Origin of the sequence: Chryseobacterium sp. POL2, from assembly GCF_011058315.1 — a bacterium.
In the GTDB taxonomy this organism is placed as follows: domain Bacteria; phylum Bacteroidota; class Bacteroidia; order Flavobacteriales; family Weeksellaceae; genus Soonwooa.
The window spans coordinates 39,581-59,864 of sequence record NZ_CP049298.1 but is presented as its reverse complement, the minus strand read 5'-3'; the positions used below and the strand labels follow the sequence as shown (position 1 = coordinate 59,864).

Below are 20,284 nucleotides of genomic sequence, written 5' to 3'. Positions count from 1 at the left end.
CAAACATTTTTCTAATTTTTAAAATACAAACATAATGGCACATAATTTAAATTTCAACAGCAGAACAGGAAAATATTCATTTTTCACAGTTAAAGAAAAAGCTTGGCACAACTTGGGTCAATTGGTAGAAGAATATCCCACAAGTGCAGAAGCAATAAGATTTGCAGGTCTAGATTACGAGGTCGAAAAATCTGCATTGTTTACAAAAGGTTCAGGCATCATTGAAACAGATGATAACATCATTATGAATGATTCTGAATTGGAAGTTCCTAATTATTTTGCAAATATCCGAACAGATAATAATACTGTTTTGGGTGTAGTGGGAAAAGATTACCAAATTGTACAAAACCGTGAAGCGTTTTCTTTCTTTGATTCTATTGTAGGTGGTGGAAATGGTATTTTATATGAGACTGCAGGAGCTTTGGGAAATGGTGAGCGTATTTTTATTACCGCAAAACTTCCCGACTATATCCGAGTTGGAAACGGTGACGATATTACAGAAAAATACATTTTCTTGACAACTTCACATGATGGGAGCGGAAGTATTACCGCCGCTTTTACACCTATTCGTATTGTTTGTCAAAATACTCTAAACGCATCTCTTAAAAATATGAGCAATGTCATAAGAATCAGACATACCGCAGGAGCTAAACAACGTTTGGAAGATGCTCATAAAGTTATGGGATTAGCCAATACATTAAGCACTCAATTAGAAGAAACATTTAATTATTGGGCAAAAATTAAAGTCGGTGACGATGAAATGAAAAAATTAATTCAGTTGGCACTCTGTCCCAATAAAGAAACTTTAAAACATCTGCAAAAAGGAAATCTTGACGAGCTGTCAACCGTTTTTAAAAATACTGTTGATGATGCTTTTGCCTATGCAATGATGAGTGACACTCAACAAATGGAAACCACAAAAGGGACTTTATTCGGTGCATATAATGCGGTGACAGGCTTTTATCAGAATGTAAAAACCTATAAAGATGATGAAGCTAAACTAAAGTCTATTGTTATGGGTGGAACAGCTCAAATGAAATCACAAAAAGCTTTTGAACTATGCGAAAAGTTTGCAGGTTTTGGAACTGATTCAATTTTAGTGAACTAATTTTTTAATCACTGCAATTACGGGAAAAACAAATCTCTGCCGTAGTCAGAGTACAAAATATGAAATTCAATATCGTAAACGAAATAAAGTTAAGCTATTCAAGAAAAGGAAATTGTGAAAAATTAATTACTACTTCACGGGATGCGGTCAAAATTTTTAAAGAGCATTTTGACAGTGATGAAATGGATTACCGAGAATCTTTTTTTGCCCTTTACTTAAACCAAGCAAACAGAGTTTTAGGAATAAAGAAGATTTCAGAATCTGGAATATCTTCAACGATTGTTGATGTCAGAATCATTATGCAAGCAGCACTTTTGTGCAATGCATCAGGAATTATTTTAGCACATAACCACCCATCGGGAAACTTGAAGCCATCTCAGGAAGATTTAAAAATGACGCAGAAAATAAAAGAGGCTGCACAGTTTTTAAATATTCAATTGCTCGACCATTGTATATTAAGCTCTACAGCTTACATATCATTTGCAGATGACAGACATTTGTAATTAGTAAAGAAAAACAGAGGGCAGAAAATTTTGCCGTCTGTTTTATTTTTTCGAGACACTATCCCATAAAGTGTGTAAGTTAAAAAGTTAGGGCTTGGATTTTATAATCTGAGCCTTTTGTCAAAAATAATCATAAATTGGTTTAAAACAATTCCCCAATTGTGAATAGGCATTGTCCACTTCTTAGTAGATTCTTTGAGAGCTAAATAAACAGATTTCAACACGGCATCATCGGTAGGGAAAGACATTTTGTTTTTGGTATACTTTCTGATTTTCCCATTCAGATTTTCAATGAGATTAGTGGTATAAATGATTTTTCGAATTTCAAGTGGGAATTCAAAAAAGACGGTTAATTCATCCCAATTGTTTTTCCCAGATTGAATAGCGTACAAATATTTACTTTCCCACTTGGTTGCAAAATCTTCTAAAGCTGCTTTTGCAGCATCTTTGTTAGGTGCTGTATAAATGTGTTTCATGTCGGCAGAAAATTCTTTTCTATCCTTCCAGACTACATATTTACAAGCGTTCCTGATTTGATGAACCACACAAATTTGAGTTTGAGATTCAGGGAAAACCGAGCGAATAGTCTGAGTAAAACCATTAAGATTATCAGTAGCTGTAATCAAAATATCCTCAACTCCACGAGCTTTTAAATCCGTTAAAACATTCATCCAAAAACTGGAAACTTTCGTTTTTTCCAAGCCACATACCAAGAACATCTTTTCGTCCTTCTCGGTTTAATCCAACGGCTAAGTAAATGGTTTTGTTGATGACTTTTGAGTTTTCTCTGACTTTAAAAACTATTCCATCCATCCAAACAATAAGATACAAATCGTCTAACGGTCGGTTTTGCCAAGCAACTACTTCATTGGCAACAGCACTAGTAATTCTGGAAATGGTGGAGGTAGAAACATCAAAATCATACATTTCTTTAATCTGTTCTTCGATATCCGAAACGCTCATTCCTTTAGCATAAAACGAGATGATGATGTTCTCCAAACCATCAATAATATTGTGTCTTTTGGGAACTAAGGTGGGTTCAAAACTACCTTCACGGTCTCTGGGAACTTTAATCTCCGATTCTCCAAATGAGGATTTTATTTTCTTAGTTCCATGTCCGTTTCGGTAATTTCCACTTAATGTTTTTTCGTATTTTTCATTGTCCAGATGGCTGTCTAATTCAGCATCTAGCATATGTTCTACTGCTTTTTTGTGCAGTTCTTTGAAAAAAGTGGTTAAATCTTCTCCATTCTTAAAGGACTTGTAAAGATCCTTGTTGTTTAATAATTCTTCTTTGTCGATCATAACTATGTAATGTTTAAAAATAGTAAAAAGTTATTTCCGAAAAATTATTTGAGCTTTGAGGGCTCATAATTTTTCAGAATAACTTTTTAACTTACACAGTTAGTGGGACGCTACCGAAAAAAGCGCATTAAAAAAATGTAAAATCTAATTCTGGAAATTAAATTTTACATTTTTAATATTTATTAGTCTATTAATGAAAGTAAAAAGTTAAATTGTATTTCCTGACAACAAAAACGAAGCGTTATACCATCTCCTAAATTAGGTCCATCAAATAAAAAACTTTGTACTTGTTCTCCATTCGAAATATCAACCCATTGCATATTCATTTCTCCAAGCTGATCCATATCTTTCGATATAGATGGCGGATAATCATTTCCCAGAGGTATAGTTACTATATAACCGCAAGCCTCCACGTAGCCCATTGCTATTCCTTTTTCAGTCGCATCATTGAGTGATTGTATATTATTCTCCTTTAAAAAATTTAAGACAATCTTTAGTGTTTTATTATTTTTCTTTCTAAATTCTGCAAGAAATCTTTGGAATGTTCTGTTCACTCCTTCTTTTCGGGTTTCAAAATCTAAATAATCCAGCATTTGTCTTTCTGATTGCTCAGCTGGAAATCTCTCATCATCTAAGATTTTCTTTGCGAAATTGCCTGTAGAATTATCTAATGAAGAAGATTCTGCAATAAATTCATTGAGTGTCATTTTTTAGTTTTTTTAGTGGTTATTATATTCTAATTTTACTAATATAAGTAAATCAATAAAGTTTTAATTAATAAAAGTAAATTTTCAGTGAAAATACGGATTTGAAAAACTCAGTTTATATATATTTTTGCTTTTAAGGGAAACCGTAATGATTAAGAAAATATACAGGCTATATTTGCAATAGTTTCAAAATTTTACAATTTTATCATCATGTAGAAAATAAAAGAAATGAAATATTTTTATCAATTATTTTTAGCTTTTAACTCAACGTGGTTAATCATTGTTGTATTTCTGGTGAAAGATAAATTTGTTTTTAATTTTCTTGAACAATATTCAATGTATTTATCCTGGGGGCTATTTATTTTAGTTCCGATACTCTTTACAGCTTTAAGCTTTCTTATTGCTAGAAAACTGCCTCGAGATCAGTTACAAGCAAGTTCAGTTACGGAAATTGAATTAGCCAACAATAATTTCTTACCGACTTATTTAGGTTACTTTTTTGTTTCTCTAGGGATAAATGATATTCCGACACTAATAATTGTCTTTTTAATCATTTATATTTTTACATATTTATCACAGACACTTTATTTCAATCCAATTTTTTTATTATTTGGATATCATTTTTATTTTATAAAAACTTCGGCAAATATTAAAATCTTTTTAATAACTAAAAAACAACTGAAAATTCCTGGCAATGATAGCTTTGATAGCTTAAGAAGAATCAATAATTATACGTTTATAGAACTTTAAAAATAATATTTTTTATGGCAACCTTTATTTATGGGAAAGTAAAAAGAAAAAATAACATCTTTCGTGTAATTGAAACCGAAGAAGATGTATATAATACTTCACAGTTAAATTTAACTGGAGTTGAATATAATCCTGCTACCATTATCGAAAATGAAGAACTTTATAAGGTTTCACAATTTTCTCAATCTGGATATTCTTTTGATTTCTTAGAAAACGATCTAAATTCTGTAAATCACGACCAGATTACAAGAACTGATCTAACAAAACTTTCGTTTATCTGTACGGTACAGAATAATCTCTATTTTTTCCAGATTATTAATTCTAGCATTTTTATAAGTAAAAAATGGTTTTCAATTGACGAGCTGACACTTGAAACAGAAAAACCTATTATAACAGTGAATCCGTTTGCCGACGCGATCTACGATAAACATTCTGATACGCTATATTTTAAAAGGTTAACGGCTGCTCAAAAAATTTTTAAAGGGATGGATCAGTTATATAAAGAAGCAACTGCTACAGAGACTGATTCTTTTTTACAAAAAGATTTTCTTGAAGTAGATTCTGATTTTGACCACAGAAGTGTTTCAGTGCTCAACAGAAAAAGAATTGCATTAGTTATGGAGACATTAAATAATTTATCGGATTCCGAAAAACAAGCTGTATATTCTTACACGAGCGAATATAGTCAAGTAGTCTTTGAAGATGGAAAGTTTAAAATTGAAACAGATGATGATCTGAAATTTGTTTTATGGGGAATACAGCAAAGATTTTATACAACACCAATTGGAGGGGAAAAAAGAATTGCAAATTCAATTATAAGTATTTAACTGATTTTGATTTGTAAAATATTGATTTTAGTAGATGAGCTAAACTGTTTTTAAGATTAGATGTTACTTTTCTGATAAACCATTTTTTTCAGTATTTTTATAGTATTACTTTATTGATATGAAACAGGTTATTGCCTTTGCCGACGAATTCGGAAATAATTCATTTAAATTTTCTACGGAAAGTTCTCACTTTATCATTGCTAGTATTATTGTCAATTATGAGGACTTGGAAGAATTTTATAATGAGGTGGAAAAAATCCGATCAAAATATTTTCAGACCGGAGAAATTAAATCATCAAAAGTAAAAGATAATCACAGAAGAAGATTGCTTATTTTAAATGAGCTGTCAAAACTCAAGTTCAATATTTATTCTGTTGTGGTCGATAAAACAAAACTATATGGCGAAGGTTTTAAATACAAAAAATCTTTTTACAAATATCTAAACGGCATTTTGTATAAAGAGCTTTATAAAACATTTCCAAAGCTTGAACTGAAAGTAGACGAACACGGAGGAAATGAATTTATGCTTGAATTTAAAGAGTATGTACGACAAAATCACATTCGTACATTATTTGAAGGCTCTGAATTTTTTGTCAATAAAAGCGACAAAGAATTAGGAGTACAAGTTGCAGATTTTATTGCCGGAACTTTAGGATATATTTTTGACGAACATAAAAAGAGTGATTATTCCCAGCAGTTTTTAGAGATTTTATCCGGAAAAATCATTAGTATTAATCATTTTCCAAAAGTTTATAAAATCAATGAGTATAATGAAGCGAAAGCGGATGAATTTTATAGCCAGGCAATAACCGATCTCAGTCTCCGAAGTATTTTCGATTATCTTGATACTGCATCACCAGAAACTCAACAGATGCAGGATTCAATAAATTTTCTTAAGGTACTGGTTCGGTATCATGAAGCCAATCATTACAAGAATTATACAACAGCCCAGGAATTTATCGAACATCTTAATGTTAATAGGGAATCTAAGCTGAGTAAAGAGCAATTCGTAAATATGGTAGGTGGCCTCAGAGACAAAGGCATTCTGATTGGCAGCAGTCGTGAGGGGTATAAAATACCTGTAAACCATAACGAAATAAAAAAATATGTTCAACACGGAAATTCTATCGTGCTACCCTTGCTGCGCAGGATAAGTCTATGCAGAGAATCAATATTATTGGCGACAAATAATGCTTTAGATATTTTAGACGATGCTGAATTTGAAATTTTAAAAGATATTATTATGGGTATGAAAAAATAATGATAAAAATACCACTTAGAATATACAATGAAACTAATAACTAAACCACAACATTTAAGAAAAGAATTTAGACGTTAAATTAAGAAATACAACACTTGTCAACTACTCATAATTCTTGTGATACTTTAAATGAAACTATAACGAAAACACAAATTGAAAGAGTAGTTGAAGGAAGAAAGACATTTGTTTCAATGGTTAAAGAGCTCAACGCATGTTTATCTTTTTGTAAAGATATGGGAGATTCTTTGCAAGTTCCAAATGATATTATTTTAAAAATCGGATATAGATTTTTCTTTTTTGGTTCATTTTCACAATTAATTAATGAAGATGAATATAAAATATTTATAAAGGAATGTAGAGCTAAGTTAAAAGATGAGAGAAAGGAACATAAGGAAACTTTTGGTGGAAAGAAAGATTTTGATTTAAACTCGGGGAAAATTGATCTTCATATTAAGTACGCACCATTTACAGGACATGAATCTAGATTAGCACACTATTATAGACATTTATACACAAACGTTAGAAGAGAAGCATTATACATAGATAATAAAGACATAAGTGACGAGATAGAATCTTATTCTTTTGAGGGCAATAAATGTGTAGTAGTATATAAAAATAGTGTTAAAGCCTATTCTTATCCTCAACATAGAATTAAAATGGTGAGATTTGCTATTCAAAGTAAGAGAGCCGGTAATATTTTTTATTATCTAAAGGCGATTGCAGAAAGTGTTGGTTTGAAGACAGAGGAATGCAATAATATTTTTGCCAATAGTTATGGGTAGCGTCCCACTAACTGTGTAAGTTGAAAAGTTATTCTGAAAAATTATGAGCCCTCAAAGCTCAAATAATTTTTCGGAAATAACTTTTTACTATTTTTAAACATTACATAGTTATGATCGACAAAGAAGAATTATTAAACAACAAGGATTTTTACAAGTCCTTTAAGAATGGAGAAGATTTAACCACTTTTTTCAAAGAACTGCACAAAAAAGCAGTAGAACATATGCTAGATGCTGAATTAGACAGCCATCTGGACAATGAAAAACACGAAAAAACATTAAGTGGAAATTACCGAAACGGACATGGAACTAAGAAAATAAAATCCTCATTTGGAGAATCGGAGATTAAAGTTCCCAGAGACCGTGAAGGTAGTTTTGAACCCACCTTAGTTCCCAAAAGACACAATATTATTGATGGTTTGGAGAACATCATCATCTCGTTTTATGCTAAAGGAATGAGCGTTTCGGATATCGAAGAACAGATTAAAGAAATGTATGATTTTGATGTTTCTACCTCCACCATTTCCAGAATTACTAGTGCTGTTGCCAATGAAGTAGTTGCTTGGCAAAACCGACCGTTAGACGATTTGTATCTTATTGTTTGGATGGATGGAATAGTTTTTAAAGTCAGAGAAAACTCAAAAGTCATCAACAAAACCATTTACTTAGCCGTTGGATTAAACCGAGAAGGACGAAAAGATGTTCTTGGTATGTGGCTTGGAAAAAACGAAAGTTTCCAGTTTTTGGATGAATGTTTTAACGGATTTAAAAGCTCGTGGAGTTGAGGATATTTTGATTACAGCTACTGATAATCTTAATGGTTTTACTCAGACTATTCGCTCGGTTTTCCCTGAATCTCAAACTCAAATTTGTGTGGTTCATCAAATCAGGAACGCTTGTAAATATGTAGTCTGGAAGGATAGAAAAGAATTTTCTGCCGACATGAAACACATTTATACAGCACCTAACAAAGATGCTGCAAAAGCAGCTTTAGAAGATTTTGCAACCAAGTGGGAAAGTAAATATTTGTACGCTATTCAATCTGGGAAAAACAATTGGGATGAATTAACCGTCTTTTTTGAATTCCCACTTGAAATTCGAAAAATCATTTATACCACTAATCTCATTGAAAATCTGAATGGGAAAATCAGAAAGTATACCAAAAACAAAATGTCTTTCCCTACCGATGATGCCGTGTTGAAATCTGTTTATTTAGCTCTCAAAGAATCTACTAAGAAGTGGACAATGCCTATTCACAATTGGGGAATTGTTTTAAACCAATTTATGATTATTTTTGACAAAAGGCTCAGATTATAAAATCCAAGCCCTAACTTTTTAACTTACACACTTTATGGGATAGTGTCTAGTTATGGGAAGATATCTTTTATTCCTGCGACATCTATTCTTTACAATTTCCTCAATGGAAAAGAACCTAGTAGGAATTACTGCGCCTCTCCTATTGGAATCTTTCCGTTTTTTTAATTTAAGTCAGAGAACTGGAGTTGACAATGCATTTTCAAATCCGTTAAGTGTAATTGAAGGTTCACCAGGAACAGGAAAGACACAGACCATTCTTAATATTATCGCCAATGCGGTGATGAATAATCAAAGTGTGGCTGTTGTTTCAAGCAATAATTCGGCGACAAAAAATATTTTTGAGAAACTGGAGAGCAATGGAGTTTCTTTTATAGCGGCATTGTTGGGAAGCAGTCAAAATGCTTAATATTATAATAGCCTGTACACAATAATTCTATTTACCGATTACTCAAGCAGAATTTCCACAAAAGACTGTCTGCCATCTTTATACAGAAACCATGAGATGTTAATAATTTTGAGATAATCAGTTTTGGCTCGTAGTTGTTTGGATTCTTTCTCCGATAAAAGTTCAGTGGTTGAAATATATTCTCCGATACGGGGGAGGAATGGGAGGTTCCATTTGATTTCTATTGATCCGTTTTGGTAACATAAAAAAACTTTCATAATTTTTATTTCTAAGATACTTATTTTTAGAATAAATTTAGTGATCGGGGAATTCAAATATGCTTTGGTGGTCATCTTTCAAAACGATGTATGCCCTGAACTTTTTGCCGTTTTTGGTCTTCATATTTTTAATGAGTGCTGTTCTTTTATTGTTGATGAGGGAAGTTATGTATTCGACGCTGAGCTGAACTCCACAGATGATTCTGAATAAAATCCAGTTGCACTGCTCATCAGGGCATTTGACAACTTTTTCTTTTATGATTAAGTTGTGTTGATTACATTTCGGACATTTTAGTTCCGGCATATTTTCTTGGGGTATGTGGAGTGACAAGAGTTCGTGGGTAATTTCTTTCGTGTATGCTTGAATTTCATTAATGAACTGATCTTTGTCGAGTTCTCCCTTCTCAATTTGATGTAAAGCCATTTCCCACTCTGCAGTCATTTCCACATTGGCTATTTTTTTATCTTTGACAAGCTTGTAAACCTGCAAACCTTTTTCAGTGGGAACTAATGTTTTGTTTTTTCTGATGATGTAGTCTCGGCTGAAAAGTGTTTCAATAATGGATGCTCTCGTTGCAGATGTTCCGATACCAATGTTCTGCAAGATTTTTTGTTGGTCTTTATCCTCAATCTGTCTGCCTGCATTTTCCATGGCACATAAGAGATCAGCTTCGGTATAAAGTTTTGGCGGCTGGGTGTTTTTTTCCTGTAACTCAATTTGAGAGATTTTGAGTTCGTCACCAACTTTGAATTCTGGAAGTTCCTTAAGGGTTTCGTGGGTGTTTTGATGATTGTTAATAGTTTTATCTGAGTCACTAATGTCAGACAAAATACCTTTGATGGAACGCCATCCTTTACGGATAATCCTTGAACCTTTGGTGCTGAATTCATAATGATGGACTTTGACAATTATCTGTCTGACTTCTTTTAAGCAATGTTCTGATAAAGACTCTAATAATCGATAAACAATCATATCATAAATGGCTTTTTCACTAGCTTTTAAAGCTGATGGAAGCTTTGTGGTCGGCAGAAGTCCATGATGATCCGTGACTTTTAAATTACTGACCATTCGTTTATTGAAGTTCCCAAATTTTAAAGTTGAAATAGCCGGTTTGAATTGCTCAGTCATATTCAGTATTCTAACAAGCTCGGGAATTTCTGGCCAAAGATCTTCAGGAATATATTTACTTCCTGTTCTTGGGTAGGTAATAAATTTCTTCTCATACAGGCTTTGAGCACTACTTAGTACCTCATCCGCCGATAATCCCAATTTTCTATTGGCTTCCTTTTGAAGTTCTGTCAAATCAAAAAGCAAGGGAGACTGTTCTTTTACAGGATTAACAGCAACATTTTCAACAATAATCTTCCCTTCTCTTTCTATGGATTTAAAAACTTGCTCTGCCTGTTTCTTTTCTTCCCATTGCAGATTTGATAGACTTGTAAAATTGATATAATCTTTACGATGCTGTAATTGGATCTGCCAATATTTTCGTTTTGTAAATTGGTCATGGTCTTCAAATCTTTTACAGATTAAAGCTAATGTGGGAGTCTGAACTCTCCCTAACGAATAGATATCCTGATGAGCAGCAATACTCAGTGCCTGAGTAGAATTGATTCCCACTAGCCAGTCAGCTTCACTTCTGGCTTTTGCTGCCTGAGATAAGCCGTCAAAATTTGATCCTCGCTGGAGTTTTTTAAACCCTTCCTGTATGGCTTTTTCGGTCAGGGAACTGATCCATAAACGTTCAAAAGGTTTGTTACAGTCAAGATATTCGTAAATATATCGGAAGATAAGCTCTCCTTCCCTTCCTGCATCGGTTGCAACAATAATACTGTCACATCGATTGACTAATGTTTTAATGACTTTCAGCTGTTTCATTGCGGCAGGATCAGGAGCGTATTGTTTTGTCTGTCTTATTTTTCTGGGCGTGAGCTGGAAAGGATTGGGAAAGATAGGTAAAGAGGCTTTGTCAAAACCTCTTATCCCATAATCTTCCGGCATTCCTAATGTAACCAAATGCCCTAATGCCCAGGTAACACAATAGCCGTTACCTTGAATGTAACCTTCTTTTCTTTCATTGGCATTTAGCAAATGGGCAATCTCTCTGGCAACACTGGGTTTTTCTGCAATAATACATTTCATAAGTTTGGATTTTTAGTTAGACTACATTTTACGGCCTCGTGATCGGGTTGGCTTTTTCTGTTGAACCTCTTGCTGTTTTTTGGTGGATTGTTGCTGTTTAGGCTCTAAGGCGTCTTTCACATTTTTTGTCGCTTCATTTGTCTTACCATCGGTATTAACCGCTTTCTGAGTTTTATGTTCTTCTTCTGTCTGCGCTTTTTCTTTCAATTGATTGGGATTCGTAAACGAAAAATCAGTTTTGGAGGTGTCTTTGTTAAAAGTAATGTAACCTTGGTAAGATTTTCCCTTACTGTCGGTAAGCCCGTCCACGTAAACGGTCTCTCCTGCCTTAAATTTGTTGTACTGTGCATCATCCAATTCTTTGCCTCTGAAAATTCTTGGAGCTTCTCCGTTATTTTGTTGTTGTTGTTGTTGTTGTTGTTGTTGTTGTTGTTGTTGTTGAAAGGACTGCTGCTGTGATTTTTGCTGGTTTTGATTATTTTCAAAAATAAATTCCACGTAACGCTTATCGGCATTGAACTGCAAGGTAGCGTCAAACGGATCACCTTTCTTAGAAATCATTCCTTCCAGATAAAGAGGCTTTCCTTCCAATAAAGTTTGTTTTTGATGTTCATTCAATTTAACACCTTTGATCTCTTCAGGGATTTTCATATACTCTGCCCTGTAAGCCACAAGCTCGTTTGTTAACCTGTCTCGGCTGATAACTGAGGGAATAATTTCATCGGTTTTAGGATTGACCAAATCCACCACTCTTCCCATGTTTCCGTTTTCTTTGAGATTCTTCTTGTCTTCATCGCTGAACTCGTGACCCAAAAATTTTTGATTGAGATTTGGCTCCCTTCTTATACCATGAATATTGACGGCAACTTCTCCACTGTCATTGGTTTGAAGTGATAACCTTACATCCATTTTACTAACTGCTGTTCCTAAATTAATGGTGATAGGAATCAAAGTATTGGTCTTATACCCTCTGAGTAATGAATCCATTACATTCATCTTTTCAAGCTTCTTCTGATTAAGCCCGAATTTCTCCATTGTTTTCCAGTCGATTTGCTCAGGCTGAAAACGATATTCCTGATTGTCTGTGTTGTTTTCCATTGTATTCTTATTTTTTAATGGGTTTGTATTTTTTGGTGATACATCATAGTCTTTCAGCTTTTCCTTTTCTTCGGGACTAGCCTGATTAACATATTGCTGTAAATCTTTAGCTGTTTTCAAAGCATCATATTCTGAGACCTTGAAAAAATTGAAACGGGTGGGATTTTTAAGTTGCCTGTAGAAATTGGAAAAGAAATTGGAGAAAATATCTCCATGTTTATCAACTCTAATCAACTGGTTATTTTCTTTTTTTTCTTCGGGTGGGAATTTTTGAAGATTCCCTTCCTTATCAACGCCTTGAACCATCTCGATTTTATTGTTATGGATGTTAAGGACTAACAGTGTATCTGATGCTGGCTTGATTTCATTATCTGAATTTTCTATTAATTCTTCCATTGTAAATAGATTTAATTCAGTGAAATTAGATTCAAACAATTCGAATCTTTGGAAACTAAGGGGATAGCTACATCATTGGCTTTCGTTGTCTTTCTTTAATTAGGAACTTAAACATTCTCTGATGAGTTGATGTACATCAGAAAGTTTGTAATATAGCTTACCACTAATGGTGTAATATGGTAGTTTTTTATTGGTACGATAACGTTGCAGGGATCTTGAGCTTATTTTTAGGAGTTGCAGTACATCCTGATTGTCAAGCAGCACTTCACCATCGATTTCAATAAACTTGGATTGATTGGACATAATTTGTTCTTTAAGGATGTCGAATCGTTCCATGATCCTTTCCATCCATGCTAAAAATTCTGTTCTTTCGATATTCATAACTGTGATTTTTGATGTTAAAATGTTTTGAACAGCTGATCAACTTTTGTGAGGTAAAGTTCAGTTATGAATATCTGATAAAATCACTACCTTTTCGTAGTAACGATGAAATTTCTGTATTGAATACAGTTTCGAAATATGTCAAATATTGATTGTTTTATTTTTCAAATTTATTTTGATGAAAAATTATAGTGTCATTTCTCACGATTTTATCCTTAATCAATATGTTTTACTAAAGATAATCCCTACGATTTTGTTCAATATTTTTTTTAAAAAAAATCCTAATTTTATATGAAACTAATAACAAATGTCACGCAAAAAAAGAAAAAATAGTAAGTCATCTCAAAAAGGAAAAAGATCTACAAAAAGTAGTATAAATTCTTCAGATTTTAAGAATAATAGCTCTGCTCCAGCGCCGATTAAAATGAAATATTTTGAAGCATCTATAAGTGATTTAGAAAATACCGTGGAAGAGCGACTTGAATCAGTAAGAGAATTTTGAAGTCTTGCCGCCGAAAAATTTCCTAAACAATATAAAAGTATTCAGGATTGGTTTCAAAAATATGATCAGCCCAAATTACTCTCTTTTTGCTTTTACTATTTCCTAACATCTGAAGCAGGATATGATGAGGAAGCTGTAAAAGGAAAATTAGAATTTCCTGCTTTCTATCAAGAATTATTGCAGGCTTTTGCACTAACGATGCCTAGATCTTATGAGGCAGCACCGTTTTCTAATGAGGTTAGTAATTTCAAAAAAAGTTTACAGGAAATGGGCAAATTATACAGAACCAAACAATTGCATTTTCCTGATACAGTCTTAACAGCTGAAGATCTTCCTCATCATCTTCTTCGGACTGAAATGATTATGCATACAACAGCTGTTCGAAATTGGTCTTATGATCACAAAATGAAGAAAATCACTTTAGATATTGCAAAAAAAATAACGTCCAATTTTATAGATCATCATGGTTTTGATCCAGTCGATTTTTTAGAACTTTTATATAAAATGACAGAGATAGTAGAGGAAAAGATTAACGAACATAGACTCAAAACAGTAGAGTTTTGTAAGCAATCTTCTTACAGATCTGTTATCGAAAGCTATGAATCCCTTTTTCCGGTTGATAAAATGCCTAAGGAAAATCATGATCATCTATGGAAACATTTCGGTAAAAATCTTCGAAACCTTAAAGCGATGTTCCTTATGCATTCTGATTACTTTTTAGAAAAAATATTCTCCTTTGATTTAAAAAATTTAGCTACTTATACAAGCATTTCCGAGGATAGATTAAAGGAAATATTTCAAAAAATAAGTTTTGAATTTGGTGATTTAAAGGATGCTGAGGTTGATCATTTTTTATTAGGAAATCCTGTTCAGGAAAAACCATTTATAAGAATATCTGATGATACTGTGTTCAGTACTATGTATTCAGTAATGACTCATTTTAGCATGGGCTCACTGGAAAATTTCTGCGCTGAAAATAATAAACTCCCACAAAAATACAGTGGCTAACTATATTAGTGTTGATAAGTCTGCTTATTCTAAAATTGAAAAAGGATTAAGAAGTTTGGCTATTGAAGAAGCCCAAAAGATAGCGCAACTCTTTGATATGACGATTGCCAAATTATAAATTATGATGGGGGTCTGCCTAAAGAAGTGGTTTTAGACGATAAAACCGAACTGGAACGTCTTTGCCTGATTTGTCAATAGGCAATCCTAAAAAATCTTCATAGAATTTTTGTAGTGCTATAAAGGCTTCTTTGTGGTTTTCTTGTGATGAATTGACTTTTACAAAAATCTTTAACCCATTACCTGACGGACTTATAAAAGCCGAATAAGTATAAGGCGTTTCCTGTGCCAATGCTTTAGCATTGGTTAATTGTTCCTTTGTGAGCTTGTCAATGTCTAATACCACAATTTGAGTATATGCAGTAACAAACTCTAATTTCCTGCCACCTTTAAAGGAAGCCGAAGGCTTGAAAGCGGGCAAAGATTTCTTTGCCCTTTCGTATGCTTCCATTTTGCTTTCTGCCAATGACTTTCTTAAATAAGTTATCACATTGATATACTTACCTGTTTTGATGTCGTTGAGTACCTCAATGATTTTTTGGTTCTCTACCACTTCATTGAAGTTTTTAAAAATACTTACTACCATAATCAAACGTTTTTTATTGTTGTGAAACCCTTACCTGCACTACTTTTTAGCAAATGCTTTGTTGTAATGTTCCTGCAACAGTTTTTCAACGTCTGACAGCTTGTAATAAATTTTGTTGCCTACCTGACTGAATGAAATACGCCCCTCGTCCCTCCACGTTTGAGCTGTACGTTTGGAAATTTTCATCAGCATTAAAAACTCCTGATTGTCTAAAAACGTGTCCTTTTTTGGTTCGTTCTTTGCATTAAGACGTGTTGCGATTTCGTCTAACCTTGCTACCAATTCTGTGTATTGGTCTTTGCTTAAAATAATTGCTTCCATTTGTATAAATATTTATGATTATGGAAGCAAAGGACAGCAACATAAAAAAGTCATTATGTCCGTACTTGGTCTTTCGGGACAAGATTTATTTACAACATTTTATCAATGTCTATTCTTTTGTGGGGCTTGGGACGTTTATCGGTCTTTGACGGTGTAAGCATTGTTTTTACGGTTTCGGGACTTAATTCCCTGCCGTCTTTATCTACAAAGCTGTTTACAATGACTGCAACAAAATCATTTATATTGCCGTCAATAATGGGTTTGCCGTCTGTAAACAGTTCCCTGTGCAGTTGGTAAAATATATCTACTAACTGATTGATATTACAGTTGATTTTTAATTTATTGAAAGGAATGCCGTTTGTATTCTTCTGCATCTGTTGTTTAGAAAATTCATCGGTTAAACGGATTAAATGCTGTATCTGGTCTATTTCCTTTTGGCATTGGTCGGAATAATCGGGCAGTTTTGGGTTAATAAAATCTATACTTGCCTGTTCGTAATCGAACTTTTCATTTGTCAAAAACATTATTTTATCTGTATAATCGCCCATTGCATTTACTTTACTTTTTACTTCTCTGAATGAAAAATACCGCTCTTCACATTCGGCATTGATGTATTGCATTGGTGGTTTGGCGTGGGTGTGCCTGTTTCTTAATATCTCTAATTCTTTCCGTTTACTTTCTATAATAGTGTAACACTTCATCATCCGTCCACGCTTGGTAGTGCAAACAAATAGTTCTTCATTTTCTGAAATCAGCTTTTCAAACTTGTTCAGCCATTTTATCGGGTCTTCCACAAAATCACAATGATGAGAAAAGAAATCGGGCAATTTGGCGTAAGGAAGTTTTAGTATTCTGTTTATGAGTTCCTGACAATAGGTATCATTATCTTTTACGTTTTCCTGCAAAATATCAAACAAAGCATTTTCAGACTGCTCTTTCGGAACTGCCGTTTGTTCGGGAAATTGAACGGTTTGCTTTATTTGAATATTGTTTATCATTTCTGTTGTTTACATATAAATTATCCTTACACTAATCGTCTTGTCTACATTTAATAAAAAACTTGCTTTGGAAAAATTGGGGCTGTTTCTTAACCCTATTGACTGATAATTAGAAAATCCAATTCCCTCTTTGGGTAAAAGCAAACCTTTATCAATCTTTCCGTTATTGTTTTCATCGTGTAAAATATTTACGGCATATTTCCCTTGGGGCAGATTTTTAAAAGTAATTTCGGCTTTCCCATTTCCGATTTTCGCTTTCTCTAATCGGTAATATTTTTTGTAATCTTCATCGGGGATTGAATTATCTTTGTTATAGAGGGCGAATTGAACAACACCCTTTGAATTTCGTAAATTTTCTACCTTAACGGTCAAGATGTAGGTTTCTGCCTGATTTTCCGAAAATGAACAGAGAAAAAAACATAACCCAACTGTCAGTATAATAAAAATTGTTGCTTTCATTTATTGTTGTTTTTTATTTGAACCCAATTTTTCTTTCATTCTATCTACTCCGTAGTAAACCATTGGCACTAAATAAACCGTCAATGCCAATGAAGAGAGCAAACCGCCAATAATTACCCACGCCAAACCGTTTTTCCATTCGGCTGCTGTTCCGCTGGCTAATGCTATGGGCAACATTCCTATTGCCATAGATAAGGTTGTCATCAAAATGGGTCGCATTCGTTCTTTTCCTGCGGTAATCAATGCTTCTTTGTAATGTTTGCCCTCGGCTTTGAGCTGGTTGGTAAAGTCCACAATCAAGATAGAATTTTTTGTTACCAATCCCATTAGCATAATTAAGCCGAGCAAAGCAAATAAGCTCAAATTGCTTAACGATAAATTCAAGGCTAAAAATGCTCCGATAGCTGCTACTGGAATAGCAAATAATGCAACGAAAGGATAAATGTAACTGTCGTACAATGCTACCATAATCAAATAAATCAGTAAGAATGAAATTAGCAATACCGAACCCAAGGCCCCGAAACTGTCGTTTTGCCGTTTAATATCGCTCCCCCAAGTCATTTCAATGCCCTTTGGTAAGGGATTATTCTTTACATAAGCTACGACTTCATCGGCAACTGTTCCCGAAGGACGACCCAAAGCATCAGCAGTTAGGGTAACGGCAGGTTGTCGGTCTTTTCGTTCTAAAAGCGAAGGCGAATTATCTCTTTCAATAGTTGCAAACTGTGAAACTTCAATCGGAATGCCCATTGGATTTATAATGTTGAGTTGGTTTACATCATCATAATTTTTACGGCTGAATTTATCCAACCAAATCCGTACAGGATATTCTGTTCCGTTTTCCGTTAAAGTGGCATCGTCATTTCCTGTAAAAGCGGTACGCAAATTCATTCCCACATAAGCCGTATTCAAACCCAAACGCTGCATTTTGTTTTTGTCGGGAATTACTTTTAATTCAGGACTTCCTGCTTCTACCGAAAGCCGTACATTATCTGCTCCGGGTATTTTTTCAATCACTGTTTTTAAGTCATTACCTGTCTGCATTACCTGGTCTAAGTCGCTTCCGCTTAATGTAATTTCTATCGGTGCAGAACGTGGAATTAAGCCTAATGCTATCATTGAAAAATTGATGCCTGAATATTCTTTTTGCAAATCAGTTCTCAATTTACGCATAAAGGTTTCGGTAGAGAGATGATTTGTTTCTTTCTTGGATTTTAGCTGAATGGTAAATTCGGTTTTATTGGCAGAGCCAACTCCCAAACTTCCAATACCGGTGCTTGGTCCGCCCACATTACTGAAAACTGTTTCAACTTCGGGTTGCTTCAAAATATAGTTTTCTATTTTTTTTGAAACCAAATTGTTTTGCTGAATGGAAGTACTTTTATCAAACTCTAATGCCAAACGGAATTTCCCTTGGTCGCCTGTGGAAATGAGTTCCTTTCCAATAATTCCCTGTTTCATCATTGCTGCCGTCCCTACGAACAGCAACAAAACAAATCCTGTAAAAATGAGTTTGTGATGTAAAACCCAATTCAATGTTCTGCCATACCAATTGATAAATTGGTCTAACTGATGTTCAAACCAAAGCAAAAAACGGTTGAAGATATTAGTCGGCTGCAAATCTTCTTTTTTCCCGATGCGTGAAGCCAGCCAAGGCGTTAAAGTAAAACCTACCAGTAAACTGGTAAGTGTAGAAGTGATAACCACCACCGAAAACTGTTTGAGCATATCGGCAACAAAAACCTGTAAGAATAAAATCGGCAGAAACACAATCACATCAACCAATGTAATAGACAATGCCGAAAAACCGATTTCCATTCTTCCGTCCATAGCTGCCGTTCTTTTTTCTTTACCCATATCCAAATGACGTTGGATATTTTCTAAAACTACGGTAGCATCGTCCACCAAAATACCGATGATTAAAGACATCGCCAGCAAAGTCATCAGGTTGAGCGTATAGCCCAAAAGCCACATCACGGCAAAAGCGGTAATTAAGGAAGTAGGAATAGCGACCAACACAATCAGTGAGTTTCTGAAACTTCGCAGGAACAGCAACATTACTAACGACACTAAAATAACGGCTAAAATCAAGTCAAATACCACCGAATTAACGGCTGCAATGGTGTTATCGGTGCTGTCATCCGTAACTACAAATTTTACATCTGCATTGGTATTTTGTTTTTCAATGGACTGAAATTTTTCTCTAATCAGTTTTGAAACATCAACGGCATTGGCATCGCCTTGTTTTTTTATCATTAAACCAATACCGTTTTTACCATTGTAACGGCTGTAAGAAGCGGTTTCTTTAATACCGTCCGTTACTTCTGCAATATCTTTCACATAAACAGGGCTGTTTGGAAAAGGCATAGCAACTTGAACATTCTTTATGTCCGTAATGGTGTTGAACTTTCCTACCAAACGTACCGAATTATTTTCTGTATCGGTTTGCAATTTTCCGGCAGGTAAATCAATCCCCGAACGATTGACGGCTTCCACAACCTGGTACAAAGAAATTTTATAGAGCTTCAGTTTTTCTTTATCTACCTTGATTTGAATTTCCCTTTCTTCCCCACCTAAAATGGTTATCTCTGCCACTCCTTTTAGCTGTTGGATTTGTGGCAGGTAATCGTCTTTCATTTTTTGATAAAACACTGTCGGCTCTAAATTGCTTGTTGCACTTACCGACATGATCGGCAAATCATTAGGCGATACTTTGCTCATTACAGGGTTTTGAATATCGTTAGGCAAGTCCTTTCGGATATTGTCAATATAGCGTTGAGCGTCCTGCATTGTTTTGTCCAAATCCGTTCCGTATTTCAGGTTGGCTATGATGATTGAAGCATTGGGTAATGATTTGGTAAGCAAATAATCTACACCCTCCAAATTGGAAAGTGCATCTTCAATTTTTCGGGAAACGGAAGTTTCCACTTCGTTGGGTTCTGCACCGGGATAAACCGTTCGGATTACTACAACAGGCTGATTAAAATCGGGCATCAGTTCATAGCTCAAATTCTTGTAGCCGATAATTCCCAACAGGGCAAATACGCTGAAAAGTACGATAATCAGCGAGGGACGTTTGATTGATATTTCTGTAATATTCATTTTGTTCAATTAA

20 protein-coding genes and 2 pseudogenes are annotated in these 20,284 nt (G+C 34.2%); 11 read left to right on the top strand and 11 right to left on the bottom strand.

Annotation, left to right across the window (positions count from 1 at the left end; all coding sequences use genetic code 11):
- The first annotated feature begins 34 nt into the window (after positions 1-34).
- Positions 35-1,108: a DUF932 domain-containing protein gene (locus tag G6R40_RS00270; RefSeq protein ID WP_165130446.1), complete on the top strand. Its 1,074-nt coding sequence runs from the start codon at positions 35-37 to the stop codon at positions 1,106-1,108.
- Between the two features lie 59 nt (positions 1,109-1,167).
- The gene (locus tag G6R40_RS00265; RefSeq protein ID WP_165130444.1) at positions 1,168-1,611 is read left to right on the top strand and encodes a JAB domain-containing protein; all 444 of its coding nucleotides are present in this window, start codon (positions 1,168-1,170) and stop codon (positions 1,609-1,611) included.
- Positions 1,612-1,712: 101 nt separating this feature from the next.
- Here G6R40_RS00265 and G6R40_RS00260 read toward each other — a convergent pair.
- Positions 1,713-2,916 (bottom strand): annotated as a pseudogene (locus tag G6R40_RS00260) (IS256 family transposase).
- A 182-nt stretch (positions 2,917-3,098) separates the two neighbouring features.
- A complete protein-coding gene (locus G6R40_RS00255; protein ID WP_165130442.1) occupies positions 3,099-3,623 on the bottom strand; it encodes a hypothetical protein in 525 nt (174 codons plus the stop codon).
- A 228-nt stretch (positions 3,624-3,851) separates the two neighbouring features.
- On the opposite strand from G6R40_RS00255, the gene G6R40_RS00250 reads away from it, so the two are divergent.
- The 6 genes and pseudogenes from G6R40_RS00250 (at position 3,852) to G6R40_RS00225 (ending at position 8,963) form a co-directional block, all read left to right on the top strand.
- Positions 3,852-4,373 carry a hypothetical protein gene (locus G6R40_RS00250; protein ID WP_165130440.1) on the top strand — a complete coding sequence of 174 codons (522 nt, stop codon included), beginning with the start codon at positions 3,852-3,854 and terminating at the stop codon, positions 4,371-4,373.
- A 14-nt stretch (positions 4,374-4,387) separates the two neighbouring features.
- Entirely contained in the window at positions 4,388-5,200 is an 813-nt protein-coding gene (locus G6R40_RS00245; RefSeq protein WP_165130438.1) for a hypothetical protein, read from the top strand.
- 118 nt (positions 5,201-5,318) lie between these two features.
- Positions 5,319-6,461 carry a DUF3800 domain-containing protein gene (locus tag G6R40_RS00240; RefSeq protein WP_165130428.1) on the top strand — a complete coding sequence of 381 codons (1,143 nt, stop codon included), beginning with the start codon at positions 5,319-5,321 and terminating at the stop codon, positions 6,459-6,461.
- A gap of 95 nt (positions 6,462-6,556) precedes the next feature.
- A complete protein-coding gene (locus G6R40_RS00235) occupies positions 6,557-7,243 on the top strand; it encodes a hypothetical protein (RefSeq protein ID WP_165130426.1) in 687 nt (228 codons plus the stop codon).
- A 110-nt stretch (positions 7,244-7,353) separates the two neighbouring features.
- Positions 7,354-8,557, top strand: a pseudogene (locus G6R40_RS00230) (IS256 family transposase).
- 103 nt (positions 8,558-8,660) lie between these two features.
- Positions 8,661-8,963, top strand: coding sequence for an AAA family ATPase (locus G6R40_RS00225; RefSeq protein WP_228455880.1), 303 nt, complete (start codon positions 8,661-8,663; stop codon positions 8,961-8,963).
- A gap of 38 nt (positions 8,964-9,001) precedes the next feature.
- Here G6R40_RS00225 and G6R40_RS00220 read toward each other — a convergent pair whose 3' ends face one another.
- The 4 genes from G6R40_RS00220 to G6R40_RS00205 all read right to left on the bottom strand — a co-directional run bounded on the left by G6R40_RS00220 (position 9,002) and on the right by G6R40_RS00205 (position 13,238).
- Positions 9,002-9,220, bottom strand: a complete 219-nt coding sequence (locus G6R40_RS00220) for a hypothetical protein (RefSeq protein WP_165130422.1) — start codon at positions 9,218-9,220, stop codon at positions 9,002-9,004.
- A gap of 37 nt (positions 9,221-9,257) precedes the next feature.
- Positions 9,258-11,363, bottom strand: a complete 2,106-nt coding sequence (locus tag G6R40_RS00215) for a type IA DNA topoisomerase (RefSeq protein WP_165130420.1) — start codon at positions 11,361-11,363, stop codon at positions 9,258-9,260.
- Between the two features lie 21 nt (positions 11,364-11,384).
- Complete coding sequence (locus G6R40_RS00210; RefSeq protein WP_165130418.1) at positions 11,385-12,857, bottom strand: DUF3945 domain-containing protein; 1,473 nt, start codon at positions 12,855-12,857, stop codon at positions 11,385-11,387.
- Between the two features lie 99 nt (positions 12,858-12,956).
- Positions 12,957-13,238: a helix-turn-helix domain-containing protein gene (locus G6R40_RS00205; RefSeq protein WP_165130417.1), complete on the bottom strand. Its 282-nt coding sequence runs from the start codon at positions 13,236-13,238 to the stop codon at positions 12,957-12,959.
- A 307-nt stretch (positions 13,239-13,545) separates the two neighbouring features.
- Between G6R40_RS00205 and G6R40_RS00200 the strand changes: the two genes are divergently transcribed.
- The 3 genes from G6R40_RS00200 to G6R40_RS15070 all read left to right on the top strand — a co-directional run bounded on the left by G6R40_RS00200 (position 13,546) and on the right by G6R40_RS15070 (position 14,866).
- Positions 13,546-13,740, top strand: coding sequence for a hypothetical protein (locus tag G6R40_RS00200; RefSeq protein ID WP_165130415.1), 195 nt, complete (start codon positions 13,546-13,548; stop codon positions 13,738-13,740).
- A gap of 267 nt (positions 13,741-14,007) precedes the next feature.
- The gene (locus G6R40_RS00195; protein ID WP_165130413.1) at positions 14,008-14,748 is read left to right on the top strand and encodes a hypothetical protein; all 741 of its coding nucleotides are present in this window, start codon (positions 14,008-14,010) and stop codon (positions 14,746-14,748) included.
- Complete coding sequence (locus G6R40_RS15070) at positions 14,741-14,866, top strand: helix-turn-helix domain-containing protein (RefSeq protein ID WP_228455879.1); 126 nt, start codon at positions 14,741-14,743, stop codon at positions 14,864-14,866. The genes G6R40_RS00195 and G6R40_RS15070 overlap by 8 nt, the downstream gene beginning before the upstream one ends.
- An 18-nt stretch (positions 14,867-14,884) precedes the next feature.
- Here G6R40_RS15070 and G6R40_RS00185 read toward each other — a convergent pair whose 3' ends face one another.
- From G6R40_RS00185 to G6R40_RS00165, 5 genes are all read right to left on the bottom strand, one after another.
- Positions 14,885-15,391 carry a BT4734/BF3469 family protein gene (locus G6R40_RS00185; RefSeq protein ID WP_228455878.1) on the bottom strand — a complete coding sequence of 169 codons (507 nt, stop codon included), beginning with the start codon at positions 15,389-15,391 and terminating at the stop codon, positions 14,885-14,887.
- 39 nt (positions 15,392-15,430) lie between these two features.
- On the bottom strand, positions 15,431-15,712 hold the full coding sequence (locus tag G6R40_RS00180; protein WP_165130411.1) for a helix-turn-helix domain-containing protein: 282 nt from the start codon (positions 15,710-15,712) through the stop codon (positions 15,431-15,433).
- 89 nt (positions 15,713-15,801) lie between these two features.
- Positions 15,802-16,710, bottom strand: coding sequence for a hypothetical protein (locus tag G6R40_RS00175; RefSeq protein WP_165130409.1), 909 nt, complete (start codon positions 16,708-16,710; stop codon positions 15,802-15,804).
- 9 nt (positions 16,711-16,719) lie between these two features.
- Complete coding sequence (locus G6R40_RS00170) at positions 16,720-17,169, bottom strand: DUF2141 domain-containing protein (protein ID WP_165130407.1); 450 nt, start codon at positions 17,167-17,169, stop codon at positions 16,720-16,722.
- Positions 17,170-20,271 carry an efflux RND transporter permease subunit gene (locus tag G6R40_RS00165; RefSeq protein WP_165130405.1) on the bottom strand — a complete coding sequence of 1,034 codons (3,102 nt, stop codon included), beginning with the start codon at positions 20,269-20,271 and terminating at the stop codon, positions 17,170-17,172.
- Positions 20,272-20,284: the final 13 nt, after the last annotated feature.

What these genes read in the sequence shown, in the direction of transcription:
- G6R40_RS00205 (WP_165130417.1), bottom strand. Translation starts at nt 13,238, where the DNA reads ATGAATATCGAAAGAACAGAATTTTTAGCATGGATGGAAAGGATCATG.
- G6R40_RS00200 (WP_165130415.1), top strand. Translation starts at nt 13,546, where the DNA reads ATGTCACGCAAAAAAAGAAAAAATAGTAAGTCATCTCAAAAAGGAAAA.
- G6R40_RS00175 (WP_165130409.1), bottom strand. Translation starts at nt 16,710, where the DNA reads ATGATAAACAATATTCAAATAAAGCAAACCGTTCAATTTCCCGAACAA.
- G6R40_RS00240 (WP_165130428.1), top strand. Translation starts at nt 5,319, where the DNA reads ATGAAACAGGTTATTGCCTTTGCCGACGAATTCGGAAATAATTCATTT.
- G6R40_RS00225 (WP_228455880.1), top strand. Translation starts at nt 8,661, where the DNA reads ATGGAAAAGAACCTAGTAGGAATTACTGCGCCTCTCCTATTGGAATCT.
- G6R40_RS00215 (WP_165130420.1), bottom strand. Translation starts at nt 11,363, where the DNA reads ATGAAATGTATTATTGCAGAAAAACCCAGTGTTGCCAGAGAGATTGCC.
- G6R40_RS00255 (WP_165130442.1), bottom strand. Translation starts at nt 3,623, where the DNA reads ATGACACTCAATGAATTTATTGCAGAATCTTCTTCATTAGATAATTCT.
- G6R40_RS00165 (WP_165130405.1), bottom strand. Translation starts at nt 20,271, where the DNA reads ATGAATATTACAGAAATATCAATCAAACGTCCCTCGCTGATTATCGTA.
- G6R40_RS00170 (WP_165130407.1), bottom strand. Translation starts at nt 17,169, where the DNA reads ATGAAAGCAACAATTTTTATTATACTGACAGTTGGGTTATGTTTTTTT.
- G6R40_RS00180 (WP_165130411.1), bottom strand. Translation starts at nt 15,712, where the DNA reads ATGGAAGCAATTATTTTAAGCAAAGACCAATACACAGAATTGGTAGCA.
- G6R40_RS00250 (WP_165130440.1), top strand. Translation starts at nt 3,852, where the DNA reads ATGAAATATTTTTATCAATTATTTTTAGCTTTTAACTCAACGTGGTTA.
- G6R40_RS00265 (WP_165130444.1), top strand. Translation starts at nt 1,168, where the DNA reads ATGAAATTCAATATCGTAAACGAAATAAAGTTAAGCTATTCAAGAAAA.
- G6R40_RS00220 (WP_165130422.1), bottom strand. Translation starts at nt 9,220, where the DNA reads ATGAAAGTTTTTTTATGTTACCAAAACGGATCAATAGAAATCAAATGG.
- G6R40_RS00270 (WP_165130446.1), top strand. Translation starts at nt 35, where the DNA reads ATGGCACATAATTTAAATTTCAACAGCAGAACAGGAAAATATTCATTT.
- G6R40_RS00185 (WP_228455878.1), bottom strand. Translation starts at nt 15,391, where the DNA reads ATGGTAGTAAGTATTTTTAAAAACTTCAATGAAGTGGTAGAGAACCAA.
- G6R40_RS00195 (WP_165130413.1), top strand. Translation starts at nt 14,008, where the DNA reads ATGGGCAAATTATACAGAACCAAACAATTGCATTTTCCTGATACAGTC.
- G6R40_RS00210 (WP_165130418.1), bottom strand. Translation starts at nt 12,857, where the DNA reads ATGGAAGAATTAATAGAAAATTCAGATAATGAAATCAAGCCAGCATCA.
- G6R40_RS00245 (WP_165130438.1), top strand. Translation starts at nt 4,388, where the DNA reads ATGGCAACCTTTATTTATGGGAAAGTAAAAAGAAAAAATAACATCTTT.